Annotated in this window: 19 protein-coding genes and 1 pseudogene; 8 read left to right on the top strand and 12 right to left on the bottom strand. The window is 63.2% G+C overall.

The features are described 5' to 3' along the window. Position 1: 1 nt before the first annotated feature. Entirely contained in the window at positions 2-1855 is a 1854-nt protein-coding gene (locus tag LZK81_RS13030) for an ABC transporter ATP-binding protein (protein ID WP_233953557.1), read from the bottom strand. Positions 1856-2199: 344 nt separating this feature from the next. On the opposite strand from LZK81_RS13030, the gene LZK81_RS13025 reads away from it, so the two are divergent. Then, positions 2200-3756, top strand: coding sequence for a VOC family protein (locus tag LZK81_RS13025; RefSeq protein ID WP_233953556.1), 1557 nt, complete (start codon positions 2200-2202; stop codon positions 3754-3756). Here the strand turns inward: LZK81_RS13025 and LZK81_RS13020 are convergent, their stop codons facing one another. The 7 genes from LZK81_RS13020 to LZK81_RS12990 form a co-directional block, all read right to left on the bottom strand. Beyond that, entirely contained in the window at positions 3757-4848 is a 1092-nt protein-coding gene (locus LZK81_RS13020) for a pyridoxal-phosphate-dependent aminotransferase family protein (RefSeq protein ID WP_233953555.1), read from the bottom strand. Next, positions 4838-5635 (bottom strand): ABC transporter ATP-binding protein, encoded by a 798-nt coding sequence (locus LZK81_RS13015; protein ID WP_233953554.1) that lies wholly within the window; start codon positions 5633-5635, stop codon positions 4838-4840. Before LZK81_RS13015 ends, LZK81_RS13020 begins: the two co-directional genes overlap by 11 nt. Continuing rightward, the gene (locus tag LZK81_RS13010) at positions 5632-6414 is read right to left on the bottom strand and encodes an ABC transporter ATP-binding protein (protein WP_233953553.1); all 783 of its coding nucleotides are present in this window, start codon (positions 6412-6414) and stop codon (positions 5632-5634) included. Before LZK81_RS13010 ends, LZK81_RS13015 begins: the two co-directional genes overlap by 4 nt. After that, positions 6411-7241: an ABC transporter permease gene (locus tag LZK81_RS13005; RefSeq protein WP_233953552.1), complete on the bottom strand. Its 831-nt coding sequence runs from the start codon at positions 7239-7241 to the stop codon at positions 6411-6413. Before LZK81_RS13005 ends, LZK81_RS13010 begins: the two co-directional genes overlap by 4 nt. Before the next feature lie 10 nt (positions 7242-7251). Next, positions 7252-8241, bottom strand: a complete 990-nt coding sequence (locus LZK81_RS13000; protein ID WP_233953551.1) for an ABC transporter permease — start codon at positions 8239-8241, stop codon at positions 7252-7254. 40 nt (positions 8242-8281) lie between these two features. Beyond that, entirely contained in the window at positions 8282-9892 is a 1611-nt protein-coding gene (locus LZK81_RS12995) for an ABC transporter substrate-binding protein (protein ID WP_233953550.1), read from the bottom strand. A 145-nt stretch (positions 9893-10037) separates the two neighbouring features. After that, positions 10038-10610, bottom strand: a complete 573-nt coding sequence (locus LZK81_RS12990; protein ID WP_046604063.1) for a TetR/AcrR family transcriptional regulator — start codon at positions 10608-10610, stop codon at positions 10038-10040. Between the two features lie 89 nt (positions 10611-10699). On the opposite strand from LZK81_RS12990, the gene fabF reads away from it, so the two are divergent. Then, positions 10700-11989, top strand: a complete 1290-nt coding sequence (gene fabF / locus LZK81_RS12985; RefSeq protein WP_233953549.1) for a beta-ketoacyl-ACP synthase II — start codon at positions 10700-10702, stop codon at positions 11987-11989. Positions 11990-11999: 10 nt separating this feature from the next. Further along, positions 12000-12735, top strand: a pseudogene (locus tag LZK81_RS12980) (thiolase family protein). 260 nt (positions 12736-12995) lie between these two features. Here LZK81_RS12980 and LZK81_RS12975 read toward each other — a convergent pair. The 4 genes from LZK81_RS12975 to LZK81_RS12960 form a co-directional block, all read right to left on the bottom strand. Continuing rightward, entirely contained in the window at positions 12996-13409 is a 414-nt protein-coding gene (locus LZK81_RS12975; protein ID WP_233953548.1) for a Rieske (2Fe-2S) protein, read from the bottom strand. 63 nt (positions 13410-13472) lie between these two features. After that, the gene (locus LZK81_RS12970) at positions 13473-14576 is read right to left on the bottom strand and encodes an amidohydrolase family protein (protein ID WP_233953547.1); all 1104 of its coding nucleotides are present in this window, start codon (positions 14574-14576) and stop codon (positions 13473-13475) included. 3 nt (positions 14577-14579) lie between these two features. After that, the gene (locus LZK81_RS12965; RefSeq protein WP_233953546.1) at positions 14580-15659 is read right to left on the bottom strand and encodes an amidohydrolase family protein; all 1080 of its coding nucleotides are present in this window, start codon (positions 15657-15659) and stop codon (positions 14580-14582) included. 239 nt (positions 15660-15898) lie between these two features. Continuing rightward, complete coding sequence (locus LZK81_RS12960) at positions 15899-16804, bottom strand: LysR family transcriptional regulator (RefSeq protein WP_046604069.1); 906 nt, start codon at positions 16802-16804, stop codon at positions 15899-15901. Positions 16805-17295: 491 nt separating this feature from the next. Here LZK81_RS12960 and LZK81_RS12955 point away from each other — a divergent pair, with 491 nt between their 5' ends. From LZK81_RS12955 to ligM, 5 genes are all read left to right on the top strand, one after another. After that, positions 17296-18375 (top strand): ABC transporter substrate-binding protein, encoded by a 1080-nt coding sequence (locus LZK81_RS12955; RefSeq protein ID WP_233953545.1) that lies wholly within the window; start codon positions 17296-17298, stop codon positions 18373-18375. Between the two features lie 73 nt (positions 18376-18448). Beyond that, positions 18449-20215 carry an ABC transporter permease gene (locus LZK81_RS12950; RefSeq protein WP_233953544.1) on the top strand — a complete coding sequence of 589 codons (1767 nt, stop codon included), beginning with the start codon at positions 18449-18451 and terminating at the stop codon, positions 20213-20215. A gap of 88 nt (positions 20216-20303) precedes the next feature. Continuing rightward, on the top strand, positions 20304-21398 hold the full coding sequence (locus LZK81_RS12945; protein WP_046604071.1) for an ABC transporter ATP-binding protein: 1095 nt from the start codon (positions 20304-20306) through the stop codon (positions 21396-21398). A gap of 132 nt (positions 21399-21530) precedes the next feature. Continuing rightward, positions 21531-22346: a GntR family transcriptional regulator gene (locus tag LZK81_RS12940; RefSeq protein WP_233953543.1), complete on the top strand. Its 816-nt coding sequence runs from the start codon at positions 21531-21533 to the stop codon at positions 22344-22346. 415 nt (positions 22347-22761) lie between these two features. Further along, positions 22762-24168: a vanillate/3-O-methylgallate O-demethylase gene (ligM, locus tag LZK81_RS12935; RefSeq protein ID WP_233953542.1), complete on the top strand. Its 1407-nt coding sequence runs from the start codon at positions 22762-22764 to the stop codon at positions 24166-24168. Positions 24169-24208: the final 40 nt, after the last annotated feature.

Below are 24208 nucleotides of genomic sequence, written 5' to 3'. Positions count from 1 at the left end.
CTCAGGCGCTGAGCGCGTCGTCGCCCGGACGTACCTGCAGATCGTAAAGCGCCTTGTAGCGGCCGCCGAGCGCAAGCAGCTCGTCATGCGTGCCACTTTCGACGATGCGGCCTTCTTCCATGAACAGGATGCGGTCGGCATGCATCAGCGAGCTCAGGCGATGGGCGACGATGATCGTCACCCGATCGGCCGCGTATCTACGCATGGCGCTACGAATGCGCTGTTCGGTGCCGGCATCGATCGCGGCGGTCGAGTCGTCGAACACCATCACCGCCGGGCGCAGCATCAGCGCGCGGGCGATCGACAGGCGCTGCCGCTGGCCGCCGGAGAGCGATACGCCGCGTTCGCCGACGACCGTGCCGTAACCGGTCGGCAAGCCGAGCACGTAATTGTGGAGCTGGGCGCTTTCGCTGGCGCGCTCGATGCGGCCTTCCTTCGCCCACGGATCGCCATAGGCGATGTTGTTTTCGATCGTCGTCGTGAACAGGAAACTGTCCTGCTGAACCACGGCCACCGACCGGCGCAGCGATTGCAGCGTGGCGCAGCGGATGTCCTGGCCGTCGATGGTGATCCGGCCACCCGTCGCATCGTAGAAACGCGGGATCAGGTGAGCCATGGTGGATTTGCCGCTGCCGGGCGGCCCGACGATGCCGATCGTCTCGCCGCGCTTCGCCTCGAAGGACACGCCGGTCAGGACCTGGTGTTTCTCGGCGCCCGGATAGGCGAAATCGACATTCTCGAACCGCAGCGTGCCGTCGGTGACTTTCAGCGCCCTGGCGTCCTTGTCGTCCTTGATGGCGATATCGAGGTCGAGCAGTTCGAACAGGCGCGCACCGCAGGTGGAGGCGCGGGCAAAGGCGTTGACCATCAGGCCGAGCTGCCGCACCGGCATCTGCAGGATGGTCATGAAGGTGAGGAAGGAGGTGAGCGTGCCGACAGTCATCTGACCGGCCATCACCTTGGTGCCGCCGACCCAGAGAACCAGACCCATGGCGGCGAAGAAGGACAGCGTCATGGCGCTGGTATTGGCGACCCGGATGCCGACGCGCTGATGGGCGAGCGACAGCGCGCTCTTCGATGCGGTCTCGAACTTGTCGAGTTCGTGATCCTGGGCGGCGAAGGCGCGCACGACGCGGATGCCGCCGAGATTTTCTTCCATCACACGGGTCAGCACCGAGAGCCGTTCCTGCAGGTCGAGCCAGGTGGCGCGCAGCCGCAGCTGCGTCACCGACGACCGCCAGCCGACGAAGGGCACGAAGCTCAAGGCCAGCAGTCCGAGCACCACGTCGGTCGACAGCAGAAGATAGGCTCCGATACCGATCAGCACGGTCAAAAGAACCATGCGTACCAGCGCGGTGGAGAAATACATGCGCACGCCTTCGAGATCGAGAAGCCCGACGGTGATCAGGTCGCCCGAATGCATGCTGTCATGGAAGCTGAAGGAGAGCCGCTGGATCTTTTCGTAGCAGGCAAGCCTGAGGCGGTAGCCCATATGATGGCCGACCGCCTCGCTGAAGTAGTTCTGGAACAGGGTGAAGATACCGCGCAGCACGCTGGCGCCGAGCAGGAGCAGTGCTGTCGTCAACAGCGCATCCTGGGCCGCCTGGCCGGCATCGCCGCCGGTCAGCGCCACCTGCGTGTGGTCCACCGCCTGGCCAAGCAGCCGCGGGATCATCAGCTGGAAGGCTGAGGCGATCAGGGTTGCGCCGATCGCGAAGCTCGATTGCCACGGATGACGGAAGGCCATGACGGTAATGCGGGTCAATATGGAGAAGCCTTTGCCCCAACCTGCCGCATTTACCAGCGCCAACGAAGCCGACGGCTTCGCGACGCGAACTGTTGCATCGCTGCTCACGGGTTTATTCCAAAATGAATTACAGAGCCGGAAAAATATCCGGAAAGACGGCCATTATGAGATGAAGATTCGGGACCTCGATCTAGCCTGCATAATGGTGCTGAATCAGTCAACCGATTTGGACCAAAAACCGAGCCCCATGTGGTGATTTTTTGACCTGTGTGGCGCCTGAATTTTCAGCAGCGAGCCTGTCGGTATTCCAATGCCTGAGCACCCGGATGAGGGAGGGAAAACGCCGATCAGGATGTTGACCGCGGTTTCTTTTGTCTCCGTGCATATCGCAACGTCGGTTCCAGCCTGATATCGTCGCGTCATAACTCACATGAAAGAGGTTCGGCTTTCGCATGACCAGCGGCCTGCATCACATCACCGCCATCACCCGCAAGATCCAGGCGAATGTCGATTTCTACACGGGCTTTCTCGGCCTGCGGCTCGTCAAGAGGACGGCGGGCTTCGAGGACGCCCGCCAGCTTCACCTGTTTTACGGAGACGGTGCGGCGACGCCCGGTTCGCTGGTGACCTTCCTTGCCTGGGAGGATGGCTCGTTTGGGCGCGTCGGACATGGGGCGCCGAGCGAGATCAGTTTTGCGATTGCGCCTGAGGCAATCGGTTTCTGGCTGACGCGGGCGCTGCAGTTCAACGTCAAGTTTTCCGGCCCGGCCCAGGAGTTCGGCGAACCGGTGCTGCGGCTGACCGACCCCGACGGCATCATCGTCAAGCTCGTCGGCGTCGAGGACACGACGCCTTGGGTCTGGTGGAGCGGCGGCGGTATAACCGAAGCGGATGCGATCCGAAAACTCTACGGCGCGACGATCCTTGCCGAGAAGCCGGAGCAGACGGCGGCGTTTCTGACGCGGCATATGGGCCTCGGGCTCGGGCCGAAAGAGGGCAATATCCAGCGGCTGGTGTCGGATGCGCGAGATATCGTCGATGTCCGCGATGCGGGCGGTTTCTGGACTGCCGCTCCCGGCGCCGGCACGATCGACCATATCGCTTTCCGCGCCGTCGATCGGCCCGAGGTCGAGGCGGTGCATGCGAAATTGCTGGCGGAGGATGCCGGCGAGATGAACATGCATGACCGGCATTATTTCCACTCGCTTTATGTCCGGGAGCCGTCCGGTACGCTGATCGAACTAGCGACGGACGGGCCGGGCTTCACGGACGACGAGCCGGTTGAAACGCTCGGGTCCGAGCTGTTTATCCCGGCGCATTTCAAGGAAGACCACGACGTCCTGCGGGTCATGCTGCCGCAGTTCGGCCTGCCCGGCGAGGAGCGCATCATCTATCGCGACCTGCCTTTCGTGCACCGCATCCATATGCCGGAGAGCTGGGACGGTTCGACGCTGCTGTTGTTGCATGGCAGCGGCGGCAATGAAACGACCATGCTGCCCTTCGGCCGCAAGGCGGCTCCGAACGCCATGCTGATCGGGGTGCGCGGGCGGTCCACGGACGAGGGACATCCGCGATATTTCCGTCGTTTCACGGAGACGACGTTCGATCAGAAGGAGATTGTCTCGGAAGCGGAGGCCTTCGTCGCCTTCGTGGAGGAACTCGGTCCAGCCTATGGCGTCGATCCGGCGCGGACGGCCTTTGCCGGCTGGTCCAACGGCGGCAACATGATCGGCGCGGTGATGCAGCTTCATCCGGACCTGATCCGCAAAGCGGTGCTGCTGCGGTCGATGAACTGCCTGGAGGATCGACCGGCCATCGATCTTTCCGGCACCCAGGTCCTGTCGCTCAGCGCGACCGACGATTTTTACGGTTCGCTGGCCCAGGAGATCGAAGACCGGCTTTGCGTTGCGGGAGCGCAACTCACTGCCATAAAGCTCGAAGCCAATCATGGCATCGGAAGCGAAGACGAGATGATCGCCCGCGACTGGCTGATCGAAAAAGGCTTCTGATCAATCGCCGTAATGCAGCGCGATGGCATCGACGGCGGCGGATATGTCTGCCTTGAACCCCCGCCGCCGAAGCGCCATCCCATAGGCCGTCAGGTTGCCGAGGACGATATCGAAGCGGGCACGCTGGCCGGTATGGTTCAGCCGGATCAGCCGCTCCGCGCCGGGGCCGACACCGACGGAAAGCTCGATGCCGTGCGGGGCGACGGAAAGCAGGGCGGCCGGATCGGCGCCGGCCGGAAGCCTGGCTGTCGTCACCAGGTTCGAGCCGTGCAGGGCGTCGATCCAGAGTTCGCCACCCATGGCGGCCAGAGCCGCGCGGGTCGCGCGGGCGGCGCGGACATGCCGGGCGACGATCGCATCGATGCCCTCCGCCTCGACGCGATCGAGGGCAGCTTCGAGCGCGAAAAATTCCAGCGGTGCGGTGGTGCCGGATAGCGCGCCGCGGCCGGTTTCGAGCCAGGCTTTCTGGTCGATAAGCGAGAGAATGGAATCCCTTGGCGCCCCTTGTTCAGAAATCAGTTTCCAGGCGGCCGGGCTGACGGAGAGCGCCGAAACCCCGGCTGGTCCCGCCAGCGCCTTCTGCGGGCCGATCACGGCAATGTCGATGCCGAGTTCGTCGATATTAAGCGCATGGCCGCCGATCGAGGCGACCGCGTCCACCACCGTGACGATGCCGCGGGAGCGGGCGAGCGCGACGATCTCTTCCAAGGGGTTGCGGATGCCGCTTGCCGATTCCGCATGGACGAGGGCCAGGACCTTGATGTCCGGATGCGCATTCAGCGTCGCCTCGACCGCTTCCAGCCCGATCGGACGGGCGGGCTCTGCGGCGAGATCGACGACCTCCGCGCCGCCACGCCGGAGCCAGGTGCCGAACCATCCGCCATACATGCTGGTGACGATATTGATCGCCTTCAGGCCGGGGCGTGCGAGGCTGAGGGCGGCCGCTTCCAGCGCGACGACCGCCTCCGCCTGGATCAGCAGCACATCGTTGCGGGTCTTCAGGATCTTGCCGATCCGGTCGGCGATCACGGCGTAACGCGCGGCGGGGAAGGACGGAGCGTCGTTCAGCGGATTCCAGCGGTCAAACGTCATGGGAGGGTCCTTCCGTTGGTTCTGTCACAAGGCGCGGTACGGCACTGACCAGGGCCCTGGCCGCAGGCGATTGCGGGTTTTCGATCACCTGCTGCATCGGCCCGGTCTCGACCAGCCGCCCGGCATCCATGACGGCGATCCGGTGTGAGACGGCGCGCAGGACGGCGAGATCATGCGAGACGAAAAGATAGCTGATGCCGCGCTCCTCCTGCAACTCGACCAGCAGTTCGAGAATCTTGCCGCGGATCGAGACGTCCAGCGCCGACACCGCCTCGTCGAGCACGATCAGCGACGGTTTCGTGGCGATGGCGCGGGCAATGGCGATACGCTGCCGCTGGCCGCCGGAAATGTCGCGGATAGAGCGCTCGGCATAGTTCGCGGGCAGGCCGACGCGATCGAGAAGCGCTGCGATCTCCCTCGCTCGCTCGGCTTTCGGCACGATGTTGTGGATACGCAATGGATCATCCAGGACCGAGGCAACGGTGGCGCGCGGGTTGAAGGCGCCCAGCACGTCCTGAAACACCATCTGCATCCTGGCGCGGCGATGGCGGAGATTGGCGCCGGACAGCGAGAGCCAGTCGTCGCCCTCGAACCGGATAGAGCCGGAATCGGCCGGCAGCAGCCGCATCAAAATTCGGGCGAGGGTGGATTTTCCGCTGCCCGAGGCGCCGACGAGGCCGAGCGTCTCGCCGAGGCCAAGCGTCAGTGAAACATCGCTGACCGCGGCAACCTCACGGCCGCCGGACGAAAAACGCTTCAAGAGATTTTCTATCGCGAGCAGCGTCACGGCGCGGCCTCCCGGATGAGCGGAGGCGTCGTGAGATCGCGGTGGCTGGCGATCAGGGTTTTCGTGTAGGCCTCTCTGGGGGACGAGAGGACCTTCCCGGTAGGCCCGGCTTCAACGAGCCTGCCCTCCGTGAAGATTGCCACCCGGTTCGCAAACCCAGAAGCCAATGCGATATCGTGGGTGATGAAGATCAGCGTCATGCCGGCCTCGCGAACCAGTTCGTCGAGGAGCGAGACGATCTCGGCCTGCACGACCATGTCGAGCGCACTGGTCGCCTCGTCGGCGATCAGGATGCCGGGCCTCGCGGAAAGAGCGGCGGCAATCGCCACGCGCTGCCGCTGGCCGCCGGAAAGCTGGTGCGGAAAGGCTTTCATCGCCTTGTCCGGCTCCGGAATGCGGACGCGCTCCAGCATTTTTAGCGCATGGGCATAGGCCTCTCTCCAGGGTAAGCGGAGATGCCGACGGGCACCTTCGGCCACCTGTTCGCCGACGCTGAGCACCGGGTTCAGGCTGGAGGACGGGTCCTGAAAAACGAAGCCGAGATCGCGGCCGGGCAAAGGTGGCAGGCCGGAGGACCAGCGCATCTCGCCTGCCAGCCGGGCACCCGACGGCAATAGGCCGGCCATCGCGCGCGCCAGCGTGCTTTTCCCGGATCCGCTTTCGCCGATGATCGCCAGCCGCTCCCCAGCGACGATGTCGAGGTCGATATGGTTCAGCGCCGGCAGCGTCTGGCCGCGATAGGTGACCGAGAGGTTTCTGATCTCGCAAAGCGTGCTCATGGCTCCAGCCTCCGGCCGCCAAGCGCCCTGGTGAGGCCTTCGCTGAAGAGGTAGACGCCGACCACCGTGACCACCAGCGCGATGCCCGGAAAGATCGACAGCGACGGCGAGGAGCGCAGGATGTTGCGGCCCTCGGCGATCATCGAACCCCAGGTGACGACGTTCGGATCTCCGAGACCGAGGAAGGAAAGGGCGGCTTCGGTGAGGATCGCGGCGGCGACGATGATCGCTGACAGCGCCAGCACCGGTGGCAGGGCGTTGGGCAGGATTTCCCGGAGGGCGATTTCTGCCGGATGCATGCCGATCACCCGGGCGGAGGCGACATAATCCCGCTCGCGGATCGAAAGCACCTGCGCCCGCGTCAGCCGTGCCGGATCGGCCCAGGCGCCGAGCGCAATCGCCAGCACCACGACCGGCACCGAGGCGCCGATGACGCTGACGAAGGCGAGCGCCAGCAGGAAGCTCGGGACGATCTGGAAGGCATCGACGACGCGCATCAGCCCCTCGTCCACCAGCCCTCCGGCAAAACCGGCCGTCAGGCCGACGCAGAGACCAATGGCAATCGCCGCCAGGGCCGCGGCAAGGCCAACCGCCAATGAAGTTCGGGTGCCGTGGAGGATGCCGGCCAGCACGTCGCGGCCAAGCCGGTCTGTGCCGAGCGGAAAGGCGGGATCGGTAAACGGCGGCAGCAGCGCCCAGCCGGCGATGCGCAGCGGATCGCCGGCGGACAGCATCGGCGCGAACAATGCCACGAGTACCAGAGCCGCCAGGATGCCGAACCCGATCGCACCTTCCGGCGTCCGGACGAGATCGCGTAGGAGCCTCATGCACGCCCTCTCATGAATTGGGCTCCGAGGCACCGACGCGGGGGTCGAGTGCTGCATAGACGAGATCGACGAGAAGATTGACGCAGATGACCAGCACGGCGCTGACGACGATGATGCCCATCAGCAGCGGCGCATCGCGGCCGCTGACAGCCTCCTGCGCCAACCGGCCGAAACCGGGAATGGCAAAAATGCTCTCGATGACGACGCTTCCGCCGAGCATGGCCGCCGACTGCAGGCCGAGCATGGTGACGAGCGGCAGGAGCGCATTGCGCGCCACATGTCGCAGCACGATGCGGGTGCGGGAAAGCCCCTTGGAGCGGGCGAAAAGCACGAAATCCAATGTCCAGGCCTCGGCCATGCCGGCACGCATCACCCGCAGGAACAGCGCCATGTAGATCAGCGCCAGCGCGCCGACCGGCAGGATGAGGTGCCGGGCGATATCCATGGCGCGGGCAAGGCCCGCCTTGCCGGAGGCGATCGTCTCGATGCCCGAGGTCGGCAGCCAGCGGAGCTGCACCGCAAAGACGATGCTGAATACCAGGCCGAGCCAGAAGCTCGGGATCGCGTAAAGAATGAGGGAGCCTGTCGAAAGCATTCTGTCCATTATGCTTTCTGGTTTTGCACCGGCGACGATCCCGAGTGCGGAGCCCAACCCGAAGGAGAGCGCGGTGGCGCTGCCCATCAGCAGTAGGGTGTTCGGAAGGCGTTCAAAAATGAGGTCGAGGACCGGCCTGCCGAAGGCGACCGACCAGCCGAGATCGAACGTCGCCAGCGATGAGAAATAGAGCCAGAGCCGGGCGAGCATCGACTGATCCAGCCCGTAAGCTTGCCGCAGCGACTGGGCGATGGTCGCGTCGCCGCCGCCGATCGACAGGAGATAGGCATCCACCGCATCGCCGGAGGCGGATTCGAGCAGGAGGAAGGTGAGGACAACGACGATCAGCAGCACCGGAATACTGCTGATCGCGCGACGTCGGATCAATCGAATGGCTCGGTTCACGCCAAAAAGCGCCTCTGAATCGGATAGTGCGCGGAGCCTATCACGATTTCAGCGCTGTATCCGACCAGTTCGAGACTGCCCAGCGCGGATTGTTGGAGACGTTCTGCACCGTATCGCGCGCCACCGTGATGAAGCCCCATTCGGCGACGTTGATCAGCGGCAGGTCGGTGGCGACGATCTTCTGGAACTGCTTGTAGAGCTCCGTGCGGGCCGCGGTATCGACCGTTTCCGCAGCCTTGGCGATGATGCCGTCGAGCTCCTTGTTCTCGTAGCCGCCCTGGTTGGAGAAGGGCACACCGGCCGGGATGCCGGACCGGACGAGTATGGTCGTCGAGATCGCCGGGTCGCCGCGGAAGACCGGCGGCCCGATGGCGAGATCGAAATCGTGATCCGTGTAGACCGCCTTCTGGTGGGCCGCCGAATCCGCGTTGATCAGTTGCGCGTCGATGCCGACTGCCGCAAGAGCCTGGCGCAGGTAATCGCCGAACTGCTTGGTCTCGTTGAAATAGGGCGCCGGGCGCAGTTTCAGCGAGAAGCGGGTGCCGCCCGCGCCCTTCTTGTAGCCTGCCTCGTCGAGCAGGGCGTTCGCCTTGGCCGTGTCGAAAGCGTAGGTGGGCACGCTGGCATCGTAGAATTCCGGCGCGTTCTTCGGCACGGGACCGGTCGAGGCAGCGGCGTAACCCAAGAAGATCGTGTCGACGACGAACTTCTTGTCGATCGCGTGGGCGATTGCCTGTCGGACCTTGACGTCGGCGAGCTCCTTGCGGCGGTGGTTGATCTCGACCACGAGCTGGTAGGTCAGCGCCTCGTAGCCCTTGGAGATGACCTTGATGCCCGGCACCTTGGAGATGCGCGCGAGATCGGTAAGCGGCACGGCGGAGAAGGCCGCGAGCTGGATCTCTTCCGCTTCCAGTGCCGCGCCGGCGCCGGCGCGGTCCGGCAGGACGCGGAAGATGATCTCGTCGAGCTTCGGTTCGCCCTTGCCCCAGTAATCGGCGTTCTTGGTCAGGCGGTAATATTCGCCCGGCTTGTATTCTGTGAGCTTGAACGGGCCGGTGCCGACCAGTTTCACATTGGCCGGATTGGTGGCGATGTCCGTGCCTTCATAAAGATGTTTCGGCACGACGCTGCTGACGACCGGCAGGGCGTTGCGGATCAGCTGCAAGGGCGTCGGCTTGGAGAACCTGAAGACGGCGGTCGTTGCGTCCGGCGTGTCGACGGCTTCGAGGTTTGCGAAGACCAGGCGGCCGAGGTTCTGCAGCGGCTTCCAGATGTTGAGTGCCGAATAGGCGACGTCGGCCGAGGTGAACGGCTTGCCGTCATGCCATTTCACGCCCTCGCGCAGCTTGAAGGTGACCGACTTGCCGTCGGTAGAACCTTCCCAGGAGGTGGCGAGGCGCGGCGCCAGGCCGTCCTTTCCGTCGAAGGAGGCTTCGGCGAGCGGTTCGACCACCTTGCTCGCGATGAAGAACACGCCGTTGGAGGCGACGATCGCAGGGTTGAGGTTTTTGGGCTCGGAGTCCGCCGCGACGATAAGCCGCCCGCCGGCGGGCGCGCCTTGGGCAAGGGCGAAGGTCGGAAGCGCGGTCGAGGCCAGCAGTGCGCCGCCTGCCTGCAAAAGTGTCCGTCGGGATAGGGTGGCGATCGTCATTGCTCTCTCCTGCAGCCAGCCATTTTCTGCATATTGCCAGCGAAATTGCCGGCCGCACAGGCAGGAAATTTTGTCACGAGGCATTCGGGAACAAATTCTGAGGCGCAACCGGCCGATGGGTGCATTTCCTTTGCGCCATAAAGGGTTAGTGGCGGGTCTCCAGCTTGTCGCGAAGGGTGGCGAGGATCTCCTCCGCGAGCGGCGTATCGCCGGCCGCGCGGGCGAGCGTCATTCCTCCGACCATCTGGGACAGGATGACGATCGACTTGCGGCGCCGATCCTCATCGCCATCGTCATCGACGACCTCCTGCAGCAGCTGGAGGTGGTTTTCGATGCCTTCGGCGAACACGGATTGCACCCCTTCGCCCTGCCGGGAGGCGTCGGCGCAAAGAGAGGCGAGAGTGCAGCCCTTGGCCCTGACGAGCAGATTCGGCCGGGAAAGATACATGCCTGTGATCGCCTTGAAGGCCTTGTCACGGGTGCGGTTGATCGTCTCCCGCCACAGGGCGATGTTGAGCGTCAGCGCCTGGCGCGACGCCTCGGCCGCCAGATCCACCTTGGATTTGAACTGACCGTAAAATCCGCCATGCGTCAGGCCTGCGGCCTTCATCAGGTCGGCAATGCCGATGCCGTCAAAGCCATATTCGCGGAACAGTTCGCCGGCCTTCAACACAACGCGGGCGCGGTTCTCCTCGGCCTCCTGGCGGCTCACCTTCATCGTCTTCTCCTTCGAACACCTTGACTCTTATATTTCGATTGTCATTTAAAGGAGATAAATGATGATCAAAATTTAAATCGAGGTGAAACATGCCGGCAAGACCGAGCGACAGAATAGTGATCACCGGCATGGGCATGGTATCGCCGCTTGCCAGCGGCGTGGAAGCCACCTGGAAACGCCTGATCGAGGGCCGTTCCGGCCTGCGCCGGCTGCCCGAGGAAATGGTGCCGGATATCGACGCCAAGGTGGGCGGCGTCGTGCCCGGCATCGACGAGGACGAGTTCGGCTTCGATATCGACCTTGCGGTGCCGCACAAGGAGCGCAAGAAGATGGACCGTTTCATCACATTTGCGCTCGAAGCCTCGCGGCAGGCGCTGGAGCAGTCCGGCTGGGTCGCCGATACCGACGACAAGCAGGACCGCACCGCGACGATCATCGCCTCCGGAATCGGCGGGTTCCATTCGATCGCCGAGGCGGTGCGCACGGTGGACGCGCGCGGCGCCGGCCGGCTGTCGCCCTTCACGGTGCCGTCCTTCCTCGTCAATCTGGCCGCCGGCCATGTCTCCATCCGCTACGGTTTCAAAGGCCCGATCGGTGCGCCGGTGACAGCTTGCGCGGCAAGCGTCCAGGCGATCGGCGACGGCATGCGGATGATCAGGAGCGGCGAAGTCGATGTCGCGCTCTGCGGCGGCACCGAGGCCTGCATCAACCGCGTGGCGCTTGGCGGGTTTGCTGCGGCGCGCGGCCTTTCCACCGCCTTCAACGATACGCCTGAGAAGGCGTCGCGGCCTTTCGATGCGGCGCGTGACGGTTTCGTCATGGGCGAGGGCGCCGGCATCGTCGTCATCGAAACGCTCGAACATGCGCTGGCCCGCGGCGCGACGCCGCTCGTCGAGGTGGTCGGTTACGGCACCAGCGCCGATGCCTATCATCTGACCGCCGGTCCGGCCGATGGTTCCGGGGCAAAAAGGGCGGTCCAGCGGGCGCTGCAGATGGCAGGCCTTCAACCTGAAGCGATCGGTTATCTCAACGCGCATGCCACATCGACCCCGGTGGGTGACGCGGGCGAGCTCGCGGCAATCAAATCGGTTTTCGGCACCAATAACGGCCCGGCGATCTCCTCGACCAAGTCGGCGACCGGCCATCTGCTTGGTGCCGCCGGCGGGCTCGAAGCCATCATCACCGCGCTCGCATTGCGCGACGGCATATTGCCGCCGACCCTCAATCTCGAAGATCCCGATCCGCTCGCCGAAGGACTCGACCTCATCGGCCCGCAGGCGCGTCACGCAGAGGTCGAATACGCGCTGTCCAACGGCTTCGGTTTCGGCGGCGTCAATGCCAGCGTCATCCTGCGCCGCTTCGATGAAAACGCAAACTAGGGAGAATTCCATGTCCGAAGTCGTCATCGTCCAGCCGGTCCGCACCGCGATCGGTAAATATAACGGCTCGCTTGCCGGCATTCCGGCGGTCGATCTCGGTGCTGCGGTGATCCGCGAGACGATCGCGCGCTCCGGCCTTGCCGCTTCCGAGGTGGCCTCGGTCACCATGGGCAATGTCGTCCAGGCCGGCAACAGGATGAACCCGGCGCGGCAGGCGGCGATCCATGGCGGCCTGCCGGTCTCGGTGCCGGCCGTCACGGTCAACCGCGTCTGCGGTTCGGGCGCCGAAGCGATCGCCAGTGCGGCCAAGGATATCTGGCTCGGCCATGCCCGGGCAGCCGTAGCCGGTGGCATGGAGAACATGGAAGGGCCTGGCGCCAATGGCGCGGCTGGTATCCTATGGCTTCGCCGCGGTCGAACCCGGCATGTTCGCGCTCGGACCGATCCCGGCCGTCAACCAGGCGCTGGAGCGCGCCGGCTGGACGATCGGCGATATCGAGCGGATCGAGATCAACGAGGCCTATGCGGCGGTGCCGCTCGCGGTCCTTAAAGGACTCGGTCTGCCGGAGGATATCGCCAATGTCGAAGGCGGGGCGGTGGCGCACGGCCATCCGATCGGCGCAACGGGCGCGATCCTGACCACGCGGCTTCTTTATTCGATGCAGCGCGACGGGTTAAAGCGCGGTGTGGTGACGCTCTGCATCGGCGGTGGCCAGGGCATCGCGCTGGCGCTGGAGATGCTCTGATGGGAGCAGAAACGGCCCGGTGGGATCATCCGCCGGGCTGGGACGGCTGACGCTGCCTCGCGCTGTAGGTCGTCATCCTCGGGCTTGACCCGAGGATCCAGCATCCGCACCGCCAGCATCATGGATCCTCGGGTCAAGCCCGAGGATGACGGCGTGTTGGGGGAAAGGCCGGCAGGAGCAAGGCTAGCAGTAGGCGACGTTTGTCTGAGGATGGCGATGCACCGGGCCTTGTCCAGAATCGGCGAACCTCGAAGACGGCCTCAGATCTCGACGACGACATAGTCCTCATCGATGGAGACCGGAAAGGTTTCGGCCTGGTAAGGGCCTTCCGCAAGCGCTCCACCGCTGGCAACGGAAACGTCGAAGCTTTTGACGCGGGTTCGCGCCGGGTCGCACCAGGATTTGCCGGTGCGGATGTCGAACTCCCAGCCGTGCCAGGGGCAGCGGATCAGTTCCCCGTGCCGGGTCATGCGGACCTTGCCGGGCTCGTCGGCTTCGGCAAGCCCGACCACCTGGCCGCGGCAGAGATCGGCACCTTCATGCGGGCAGCGGTTGGCGATGGCGAAGAACTCGCCCTTGACGTTGAAGAGGGCAATGTCGCGGCCTGCGACCTTCACCAGCTTGGATTTGCCGATATCGACTTCCTCGACCTTGGCGATGACATGACGGGCCATTCTTTATTCAATCCATGGATGTTGACTGCATTTGCGGAAGATCTGCTGCTTTGCCTTCCATGTTCAGGGCAGGCGGTAGACGCGCTTTGCGTTATCGCGAAAAATCTGCGCGCGCTCCGTCGGCGACAGCGGCACCTTGAAGGCGAAGCGTGGGTCGTCGAAATCCCAGTGCGGGTAGTCGGTCGAAAACATCAGCCGGTCGGTGCCGACCCAGCGCAGCGTATCGAGCAGGTGGCGGTTGTTTTCCGGCTCCTCGATCGGCTGGGTGGTGAACCAGACGTTTTCGCGGATATAGTCCGACGGCGGCCGCTTCACATGCGGCACCTCCGAGCGCATCCGTTCCCACTGCTTGTCGAGCCGCCACATCAGAGGTGCCGCCCAGGCGAAGCCGCCCTCGACGACGACCAGTTTCAGCTTCGGGAAGCGTTCGAAGACGCCCTCGAAGACCATGCTGGTGACGACGCTCTGAAGGCTGTGCGAGAAGGCATAGTGTTCCTCGATGTAGAAGTTCAGCCAGCCGGCGCCGCTATTGGCGTGCTGGCCGTAGGCGGCGGAATGCATGCCGATCGGCATGTCGTAATGTTCGGCAGCCTCGTAGATCGGCCAGTAGCGCCGGCGGCCGGCCGGCTCGATGGTGCGCGGCGGAATGGCGATCTGGGCGAAACTCCTGTCGCCGATGCGCGCCTCGATTTCGGCAAGAGCCGCCGGCACGTCTTCCTGGGTGACGGAGATGGAGGCTTTCAGGCGCGGGTCTGGGCCTGTCCATTTGTCGAGCTGCCAGTCGTTGACGGCGGCGCACATGGCGGCGCCGAGTTCCTGGTTCAATGTCGACGAACCGGCCGCCAGCGGCTGCAGGATGCCGTATTCGATGCCGAGCGGGTCGAGCAGCTGTTCCTGCAGAAAGGCAAGGTCGGAGGCCGGCGGTCCGCCGTTCGGCGGCCAGGCGTCGCGGCGCATGCCGTTGCCGGGGGTCATGCGCGGATAGGGCAGGGTTCCGACGACCGGGTTGGCGCTGCGCTGGCCGTAATCGGCCAGATGGTCGCGCCAGCGAACGGGCAGGAATTTCGCAAGTTCGGCCGGCGAACCGAAGGCCGGATGGATATCGCAATCGACGATCCCGAGCTTGGCGTCTGCTTTGGTGTCCTTGTCCAGAACGGCATGGTTCATGGCTTAGTCCTCCAGTCGAGGATAGGTGGCGAGTGCATTGTCCCGAACCAGCCGGTCGATCAGGCGTTCCGGGAAACCGGCGGGGATCGCCGCATCGCCTTCGAATTGCGCATGCGGATAGTCGGTCGAGAAGAGCAGCATGTCGTCGCAATCGAGATGCTCGATGATGCGTTCCAGTTCGGCCGGATCGCGCGGCGCGTCGAAAGGCTGCGTCGTCATGCGGATCTGGCGGCGGACGAGGGCCGACGGCGGCTCCTTGACCCAGGGGATCTCGATGCGGGCGCCGCGCCAGTCCTTGCTCATCCGCCACATCTGGCCGGGCAGCCAGGAGACGCCGGATTCGATCAGCACGATCTTCATGTCCGGGAATTTGCCGAGCACGCCTTCGGCGACGAAACTGCCGACCTGGGCCGCAAAACCCTGGACCTGGTGGGCGTAGTCCTCGGCGAGATAGGAGAGGAAACCGCTCTGGCTCGGCGCGTGGCGGTAGGCGCTGCCGGCATGCACGCCGAGCGCGAAGCCATGCCGCTGTGCGGCTTCGTAGACCGGCCAGTAGATGCGGCGGCCGAGCGGCATCTCGCCCATGCAGAGCGTCAGCACCTGCACGAAACGCTTGTCATCGGCAAAGCGCTCGATCTCCTCGATGGCGGCTTCCGGGTTCTGCATCGGCAGCACGAGAGAAGCGCGCAGGCGCGGGTCGCGGTCGAGCCATTCCGCCTTCAGCCAGTCGTTGGTGGCGCGGCAGACGGCGGTCGCGAGATAGGGATCGTAGATCGCGTGCACGGCGGTGACGCAGTTCAGGATTGCGTATTTGAGGCCGTAGGGATCAAGCAGGTTCTTGCGGAGCTTTTCGACGCCCTTGCCTTCCGTCGCCTTCCAGTCTTCCCGGAAGAAGGGCTTGGTGCGTGTCGGGAAATTGGTGAGTTCCAGACGGTCGACATCGCGCGTCGTGACGATCTCGCGCCAGTATTCGTCGAAATAGGGTAGAAGATCCTCGCGCAGCGGCGCGTCCGGATGAACGTCACAATCGATCGCGCCCAATTGCGAAAGCACAGGGCGCTGCTGGGTCACAGCAGTATCCACCGCTTAAAACCTCCCTTGTCTGTCAGTCCGGCCGCTCGTTTCGCGGCGGACCTGAACCTCACTCCCGGGGGCTACGTCGCAAGACGCCGACCGCCCTCGCATCAGCGATGCGTTTCCTCGATTTGGGAGGGTAAGCGGCACGGGGGGCCAAGAGAATATGCTTTTTCATCGTAGCGGCTTTCTCGATTCGAGAAAGCCAAACGGCTTTCAGCTTTTCTCCTCGGGCAAAGGCGCGGCGCTCACGCTGCTCGATCACCCGGAACGAGAGCCGCGTGCATATGGATGCGCAGCCATTCCATCAGCGCCCGCACGGTCGGTTTGCGTGCCTGGGTCTGGGGGATGAGCGCCTTCAGCCAGAGTTCCGCCACGGGATAGTCCGGCAGCAGCTCGATCAGCTTGCCCGTCCGGATGGATTCTTCCGCCACGTAATTCGCCACCATGGCGACACCACGGCCCCGCAGCGCCAGGTCGTGCAGGATCTGGGTATCATTGGCGCTGAAGGCGGAGCGTACCTCGACATCGATCGGCCCGCCGGGGCTACGAAACGACCAGGTTGAACCCGTCGCGTGAAACGTCAGGCAGATGTGATTGACCAGATCGCGCGGATGTTTCGGCAGTCCACGGTTTTCGAGATAGTCAGGAGCGGCGCAGAGTTTTCGCGGATAAGGGCAGAGCGGTTCGTCGACGACGTTGGAATAGGAGGCGGGCAGGGCGCCGAGCGCGATGTCATATCCCTCTTCCGCCGGATTGACGGAACGATCGACCAGGGCAAGGTCCATGGTGACGTTCGGGTTCTCCTGCTGGAAGTCGCTGAGGATGCGGGCAAGGAAGGCGATCGTCACCGTCGTCGGCGCCTTGATCCTCAAGTGTCCTTCGATTCGCTGGGCGACGGCGGCCGCTCCGCTGATGGCATCGTCGATCTCCTTGACCAGCGATTGGTAGCGGGGCAGGTAGCGCTCGCCGACCTCCGTCAGGATGATCTGACGGGTGGAGCGGATGAAGAGTTTCACCCGCATCTGGTCCTCCAACCGGCTGATGCGTTTCGTCACGACCGAGGGTGCGACGCCGAGGTGACGACCTGCCGCCGAAAAGCTGCCGGACCGGGCAACCGCCAGAAACGTGCGGATATTGATAAGCGTATCCAATGTCTTAGGTCTCCCATGCCGCCCTGTCGAGCGGCCCTCCGCGTAAACGGTAGCACAATTCATCTTTCTATTTTCGAGAAAAGTGAATGTAAAAAAATGGTGCTTTTCCCCTGCACGGGAAAAGGTCAATCTAACAGAAGAGGGAGTTCCGGTGCCGGGTGGCATCGCCGCGACTGGCAGGGAGAGCCGGCGCAGATCGGAATTCAAAAAGGGAGTTTGCAGTTGGCCAAGGCCAATCCCGTCCGAACCGAAGGCCCAAATGTTCCGCATCATGCGGTGCTTATCAGGGACCTTGTCAATTGCAGGGTGCGCGCCAGATCGTTTCGGAGCGATCGGTGAGCCGTCGAGATTGAGTAGCTGTTCGGGAAAGCGGCACCGCTTGCGGTGAAAAGGGAGATCGCGGCCGGTGGCCGCAGAAATTTTGAGTGTCGAGTGCCGGGATCGGGTCCCGGGCGCGACGCTCGATCGTCGGTTCCAGGGAGGAGAGACACGTGACGACAAACACATCCATGACTTCGTTCATTCAGAAGACTTCGGCCATTCAAAAATGGTCGCGCCGGTTCTTCATGGCGGCTGCGGGCAGCCTTGCCATTTCGGCTGCGGCCGGCATGCCTGCCTTCGCGCAGGACGCCGAGTGGCAGAAGGTGATCGAGGCAGGCAAGAAAGAGGGGACGCTGGTCCTCTATACCGCGCTCGTCGGCCAGCCGAGCACCAAGCAGATCGCCGAGGCCTTCACCAAGCAATACGGAATTTCCGTCGAAGTGCTTGAAGCGCGCGCCAGCGAAATCCGCGAACGCGTCCGCGTCGAACAGGCCGCCGGTCGGTTCGCCGCCGACGTGATGTTCACCAGCGAAGGGCAGACCATGCTCTACGACAAGGAGGACAAGTCCGTCGATCCGCTGCCGGTGACCCCGAATTCGCAAAAGATCAGCGACAAGTTCAAGCTCAAGGTGCCGATGGCCTCGGTCATGACCATTCCCTACGGGATCATGATCAATACCGGCCTCGTGAAGCCTGCGGACGAGCCGAAGAGCTGGAAGGACATTGCCGACCCCAAGTGGCAGGGCAAGATCCTCTCCGACGATCCGCGCGCAATCGGCGCCGGTTACCTCTGGTTCTTCTCGACCTATGACAAGATCGGCGAAGACTATGTGAAAAAGGTTGCAAGCCAGAAGCTCGTCTTCACTCGCGACCAGCGCGAATCGCAGCGCCGTACGGCCCGTGGCGAATATTCGATATACATGCCGGTGATCATGACCGATTTCTCGGATCTGAAGGGGCTGCCGGTCAAGTTCATCATTCCCGAGGAGGGCGTTCCTTACGTTCTCTACGGCAACGTCATGCTCAAGAAGGCTCCGCACCCGAACGCCGCCAAGCTCTATCTCGATTTCATGCAGAGCCCGGTCGTGCAGAAAATCTACGCGGGTCTCGGCTACGGTCCTGTCCTTAGCGGTATGACCGAAGGCCTGCCGGCAGACGTCAAGGCGATTTCCGAAGCCAAGCTCTACGGCACGACGGACACGACCCGCCAGAACGAGATGCTGGCCAAGTCGAAGGACATCTTCAAGTAATGCTGCCAGCGCCGCCACGGGCAACCCTCGTGACGGCGCTGCTTTTTCCATGAAATGGAGCCGCGAGGAATCCATGACGATTATCCACAATCGCCCCCTAGACGATATCGCCGAAACTGCGCCGACGCTGGGCGGCAATGCCTTGACGCGCGCCTTTTCCGGCGGTTCGCTGTGGCGTCTGATCGGCATGCTGGTGCTGATCCTGATCCTCGGCTTCCTGACGATCTATCCGCTCGCCATGCTGCTCTACGGCAGCCTGCATTCGACGCCGCCCGGCATGGCCGGGGAGTTCAATCTGAACGGCTATCGGTCGATCATGACCACCCAGAACCTCATCGTTCTGGCCAACACGATCGGCATTTCGCTTGCCAAGACCATACCGTCGCTGACGATCGCGGTGTTTCTCGCCTGGATCGTCGCGCGCACCGACACGCCGTTCCGCGGCACGCTGGAAGTGCTGATCACGCTGCCCTTCTTCATTCCGCCGATCCTGACGGCCATGGCCTGGGGCATGCTTGCCAACCCGCAGGTGGGCGTCATCAACATGGTCTGGCGCTGGGCAACCGGCGCGACAGATCCGCTCGTCAACATCTATTCCTATGGTGGGGTCATCTGGCACATGTGCCAGTATTCGATCCCGTTCCTGTTCCTGTTCATGGTCGACGCGTTCCGGGCGATGGACCCGTCGCTCGAGGAATCGAGCCGCATGTGCGGCGCCTCGCGCTGGACGACTTTTCGCAAGATCACGCTGCTCCTGATGCTGCCGGTGCTGACCAGCTCGTTCATGCTGAGCTTCATCAAGGGCATCGAGACTTTCGAGTCGGCGCTGTTCTTCGGCCTGCCCGCAGGCATCAAGGTGATCACCACCGACATCTACGAGTCGATCAACCACCGCGCGACGCCCGACTACCAGTACGCGACGTCGCTTTCCTTCGCGATCATGGGGCTGATGTTCCTGCTCGTCATCTGGCAGTGGTGGATGCTGCGCGGCAAAAGTTTCCAGACCGTCACGGGCAAGGGTTTTCGCCCGAGCGTCATGGAGCTCGGCCCCTGGCGCTGGGTCACCTTCGCCTTCTGTGTGCTGTTCTTCTTCATCACGGTGGTGCTGCCGATCGGGCAGCTGATGCTCGGCTCGTTCTTCCGCTTCTTCGGCTTCTACACCTACGACATGCTGACGCTGGAGCATTACAGGGCCGTCTTCGCCAACAGCGAATTCTGGCGGGCGGTCCGCAACACGATGGTGCTCGGCCTGCTCGGCGCCACCGCGACCATGGCGCTCGGCGCGATCGTCGCCTACATCTCGGTGCGCACCCGCTGGCGCGGCCGCAACCTGATCGACAGCATGGCCTGGCTTCCGTGGATGATGCCGGGCATGGTGCTCGGCGTCGGGTTCCTCTGGGCGTTTGCGATGCTGCCGGGACCGATCCCGATCTACGGCACCATCTGGGCGCTGCTGCTTGCCTATATCGCGCTCGGCACTCCGGTCTCGGTGCGGGTGATGACCGGTGCCTATCACCAGCTTTCCTATGATCTGGAAGAATGTTCGCGCGTCCACGGCGCAACCTGGGCCCAGACCATGTGGCGGATCATGGTGGCGCTCGCCTGGCCGGCCTTTGCCGTCGGCTGGGTGCTGACCTTCTTCGGCATCATGCGCGAGCTGTCGGCGTCGATCCTTCTCTATTCGGTCGGTTCGGAAACGCTCGCCGTCGTGCTGATGAAGCTCTGGGCCAACGGCAATGCCGAACAGGTGAGCGTCATCGGCCTGATGATGATGCTCCTGGTCATCGTGTTCCGCTGGGTGCAGCTCGGCTTCATCAAATCACGCATCAGCAAGCTCTGAGCCTGCACGGCGGCTTGCCGCCGCCGGCATATCGTCAAGTTTTCAATAAGCGGATTCCTGCAATCCGTGTTCGACAAGGAAGAGAAATATGGCTTCGGTGACGCTCGAAAACGTGAGCCGCATGTATGGTGCGGTGACCGCCGTGGACAACGTGAACCTGAAGATCAAGAGCGGCGAATTCGTCACGCTGCTCGGGCCGTCGGGCTGCGGCAAGACGACGACGCTGCGCATGGTGGCGGGGCTTGAGAAGAATACCGGCGGCCGCATCTCGATCGGCGACAATGTCGTCTCGGATTCGGAGAAGGGCTATTTCGTGCCGTCCGAACGCCGCCGCCTCGGCATGGTCTTCCAGTCCTACGCGATCTGGCCGCATATGACGGTGTTCGACAATGTCGCCTACCCCTTGCGCATCCGCCGCCGTCCCGACACGGAAGTCCGGGATCGCGTCATGAACGCGCTGCGTCTCGTCGAGATGGAGCAATATGCCGAACGTCCGTCGCCGGCACTGTCCGGTGGCCAGCAGCAGCGCGTCGCGATCGCCCGTGCGCTGGTGTTCGAGCCGGAAGTGTTGCTGCTCGACGAACCGCTTTCCAACCTCGATGCGCGCCTGCGCACCCAGATGGGCGACGATTTTCGCGCGCTGCAGCAGCGGCTGAAGATTACCGCGCTCTACGTCACCCACGACCAGGCGGAAGCCATGGCGCTGTCCGACCGGGTGGTCGTCATGCATGGCGGCAAGATCCTGCAGGTCGGCGCGCCGGAAGAGATCTACCGCCGGCCGGAAAACCGGCAGGTCGCCGCCTTCTTCGGAACGCCCAACCTTTTGAACGCCACGGTCAAGGACTGCCGTCCGAATGGCGGGCAATATTTCAAGCTCTCGGTCGAAGGCCAGGGCTGGTCCGGCGACTGTCATGCGGCGACGGAAATGCCGAAGGGAGCGGATGTCACCGTCATGGTTCGCCCCGAGAACCTGCATGTCCGCGATGCGGGCCAGGTGAACGGCGATCTCTCCTGGTCGGGCGAGGTTTCGCAGGCGATCTTCCGCGGCTCGCACCGCTCGATCATGGTCAAGACCCCGGCGCAGACCCTGCATGTCGAGGCCTCGTCGCTTTCGAACGTCGATATCGGCCGTCCGGTCACGGTTGCCGCACCCGTGGAGGCTGCCTGGGCCGTGCGGAACTGATCGTTTCGGCTGGCCACAGATATGGAAAACTTGCGTTTTGTCGCAGATATTCAATATTGAAGTGGTGTTCCCGTCGGGCGTTTCTCGTTCGCCGCGATCTGCATTTCGATATGGCGCAGGTGAGGCCCAAGCATGACCACAGGTACCCGAACTCAGAATCCTCCCGGGCCTGAGAAGCAGGAGACCCGCCAGCAGCACGTGATCGACAAGCTGAGGACCTGGGCGAGCGACGGCACGATCGACCCGCGCAAGAAACTGTCCGAATCCGGGCTTGCCGAGGCGCTCGGCGTGTCGCGCACGCCGATCCGGCATGCGCTGGCGGTACTCGTCGAAGAGGGCGTCCTGCAGCGGGTTGGTGCCCGTGGTTACCGTGTCCGGGCCTACAAGGTGGCCGACGTGATCGAGGCGATCGAACTGCGCTCGATGATCGAGGGTTATGCGGCCAAGAAGATCGCCAGCGAAGGCCCGTCGCCGACGCTGGTGGCGGAGCTCAAGGATTGCCTGCGGGAAGGTGACGACATCTTCGAGAACGGCGGCATCGACGACCCCGTCAACGAGGAGCGTTATGCGGTGATGAACCTGCGTTTCCACACGCTGATCATCGAGGCTGCCGGCGGAAACCTGCTGCATCAGCTCACCAGCCTGTTCGACCGCGTGCCGTTCGGCGCGCCGGATTCGATCCGCTTCGACAACATCACGCGCAAGGAGCGGGCGCAGCATCTGCATTACGCGCACTGGCAGCACCATCACATGGTCTCGGCGCTGATCGCCCGCGACGGTGCCCGTGCCGAAAGCCTTTTTCGCGAGCATGGGGAAGGCGTGAAGATCAGCCTCGGCATCAGCAAGGGGCTTTTCGCGATCGACGGCTCGCGCATCCTGCCGATCTTCGACCTCGACAGTCCGGCGGGCCATATCAACGGCATGATGCAGGATGAAAACGAAGACTAGGACCTACGTCCCGGCGGTAGGGAATTCCAATTTGGGATCCCAAATTGCCAAATCCCCCGTTGAAGGGCGATAATCCGGATCTCGTTGGTTTTTCCGCACTGCATCAATTATCACCAATATATTATAGAAACAGCGCAATTCTAATGGGCTGTTGCGGTGCTTTTCGTCGATCGACCCAATATGGGTATTGTATCCCAAAATCGATTGCTCTATGAATTACTTCGTCCCGGGAGGAGGCCTCGATTTCCGCAAAGCCGTTGAGGCGAGGTTCGAGAACCGGGTTGTTAAGAGGAGATGGCGGGAGGAGACCGCTGGCCCTCATTTGCATGAGAATCTTGAGACGATGCATATCGTATCCCGAACCGGTTTCCGGGGGGCGACTTGCAGGAGAGAGCAACCGAGGGAAGGTAGGCAAATGGCTAAGAATCTCACCCAGATCCTGAAAGAGAAGGGCAATACTGTCGAGATGCTGCGCAATTCGCGCATCGGCATGTATATCTATCCGGTCGTCGCGCCGGAGTTTTCGAACTGGCGCACCGAGCAGATGGCATGGCGCCATTCGGCCGTGCTGTTCGATCAGTCGCACCACATGGACGAGCTGATCGTCGAAGGTCCGGATGCGGCCAAGTTCCTGGAAAGCTTGGCGATCAACAGCTTTGCCAATTTCGGCGTCGATCGCGCCAAGCATTACGTTCCGGTGACGCCTGCCGGACACGTCATCGGCGATATGATCATCTTCCGCGAGCGTGATGACAAATTCGTGCTCGTCGGCCGTGCGCCGACCGCCAACTGGCTGCGCTACAACGCTTCGCTCGGCAAGCATGACGTCAAGCTCACCCACGACCCGCGTTCGCCTTCGCGCCCGGACGGCAAGCAAGTCGATCGCGTTCACTACCGCTTCCAGATCCAGGGGCCGGATGCTCCGAAGATCTTTGAGAAGATGAATGGCGGCCCGATCCCCGACATCAAGTTCTTCCATGTCGACTGGATCAATATCGGCTCCAAGAAGGTCCAGGCCCTGCGCCACGGCATGGCCGGCGCTCCGGGTCTCGAAGTCTGGGGACCTTATGCCGAGAAGGACGAAGTCCGCGAGATCATCGTCAAGGCCGCCAAGGACGCCGGCGTCGACCTCTATCTCGTCGGTGCGCGCGCCTATTCCACCAACACGCTGGAATCGGGCTGGATTCCGTCGCCGCTGCCGGGCATCTACACCGCCGCCGAACTGCAAGGTTATCGCGACTGGCTGACGGAAGACAGCTATGAGGCGACGGGCTCGATCGGCGGCAGCCTCGTCTCCGACAATATCGAAGACTACTACGTCAACCCGTACGAGCTCGGTTACGGCATCTACATCAAGTTCGACCACGATTTCGTCGGCCGCGAGGCGCTGGAAAAGATGAAGTCGCAGCCGCAGCGCAAGAAGGTCACCTTCGAGTGGAACGCGGAAGACGTGATGAAGGTCATCGCCTCGAACTTCGTGCCGGGCGGCGAAGCCTACAAGTGGATCGACCTGCCGCAGCCGAACTATGCGTCTTCGAGCGCCGACAAGATCATGCATGGCGACAAGGTGGTCGGCATGTCGATGTTCAACGGCTACAGCTACAACGAACGCTGCATGCTGTCGCTCGGCATCGTCGATGCCGACGTCCAGGAAGGCGACGTTCTGACGCTGATCTGGGGCGAACCGAACGGCGGCACCGGCAAGACGTCGATCGAAAAGGGCCACAAACAGGCCGAGATCCGCGTCCGCGTCTCGCCCACCCCCTATGCGGCCGAAGCCCGCGAAAATTATGCCGAAAGCTGGCGCACCAAGAAGGTCTGATATCCTCCCAGGATATGACATGAGAACGGCGCCTTCGGGC

The sequence above is a fragment of the Neorhizobium galegae genome (genome assembly GCF_021391675.1).
Taxonomy (GTDB): Bacteria; Pseudomonadota; Alphaproteobacteria; order Rhizobiales; family Rhizobiaceae; genus Neorhizobium; species Neorhizobium galegae_B.
This window is presented reverse-complemented; position numbering and strand designations above follow the sequence as displayed.

What these genes read in the sequence shown, in the direction of transcription:
- LZK81_RS13025 (WP_233953556.1), top strand. Translation starts at nt 2,200, where the DNA reads ATGACCAGCGGCCTGCATCACATCACCGCCATCACCCGCAAGATCCAG.
- LZK81_RS12970 (WP_233953547.1), bottom strand. Translation starts at nt 14,576, where the DNA reads ATGAACCATGCCGTTCTGGACAAGGACACCAAAGCAGACGCCAAGCTC.
- LZK81_RS12940 (WP_233953543.1), top strand. Translation starts at nt 21,531, where the DNA reads ATGACCACAGGTACCCGAACTCAGAATCCTCCCGGGCCTGAGAAGCAG.
- LZK81_RS13005 (WP_233953552.1), bottom strand. Translation starts at nt 7,241, where the DNA reads ATGAGGCTCCTACGCGATCTCGTCCGGACGCCGGAAGGTGCGATCGGG.
- ligM (WP_233953542.1), top strand. Translation starts at nt 22,762, where the DNA reads ATGGCTAAGAATCTCACCCAGATCCTGAAAGAGAAGGGCAATACTGTC.
- LZK81_RS12990 (WP_046604063.1), bottom strand. Translation starts at nt 10,610, where the DNA reads ATGAAGGTGAGCCGCCAGGAGGCCGAGGAGAACCGCGCCCGCGTTGTG.
- LZK81_RS12995 (WP_233953550.1), bottom strand. Translation starts at nt 9,892, where the DNA reads ATGACGATCGCCACCCTATCCCGACGGACACTTTTGCAGGCAGGCGGC.
- LZK81_RS12950 (WP_233953544.1), top strand. Translation starts at nt 18,449, where the DNA reads ATGACGATTATCCACAATCGCCCCCTAGACGATATCGCCGAAACTGCG.
- fabF (WP_233953549.1), top strand. Translation starts at nt 10,700, where the DNA reads ATGCCGGCAAGACCGAGCGACAGAATAGTGATCACCGGCATGGGCATG.
- LZK81_RS13020 (WP_233953555.1), bottom strand. Translation starts at nt 4,848, where the DNA reads ATGACGTTTGACCGCTGGAATCCGCTGAACGACGCTCCGTCCTTCCCC.
- LZK81_RS12945 (WP_046604071.1), top strand. Translation starts at nt 20,304, where the DNA reads ATGGCTTCGGTGACGCTCGAAAACGTGAGCCGCATGTATGGTGCGGTG.
- LZK81_RS13010 (WP_233953553.1), bottom strand. Translation starts at nt 6,414, where the DNA reads ATGAGCACGCTTTGCGAGATCAGAAACCTCTCGGTCACCTATCGCGGC.
- LZK81_RS12975 (WP_233953548.1), bottom strand. Translation starts at nt 13,409, where the DNA reads ATGGCCCGTCATGTCATCGCCAAGGTCGAGGAAGTCGATATCGGCAAA.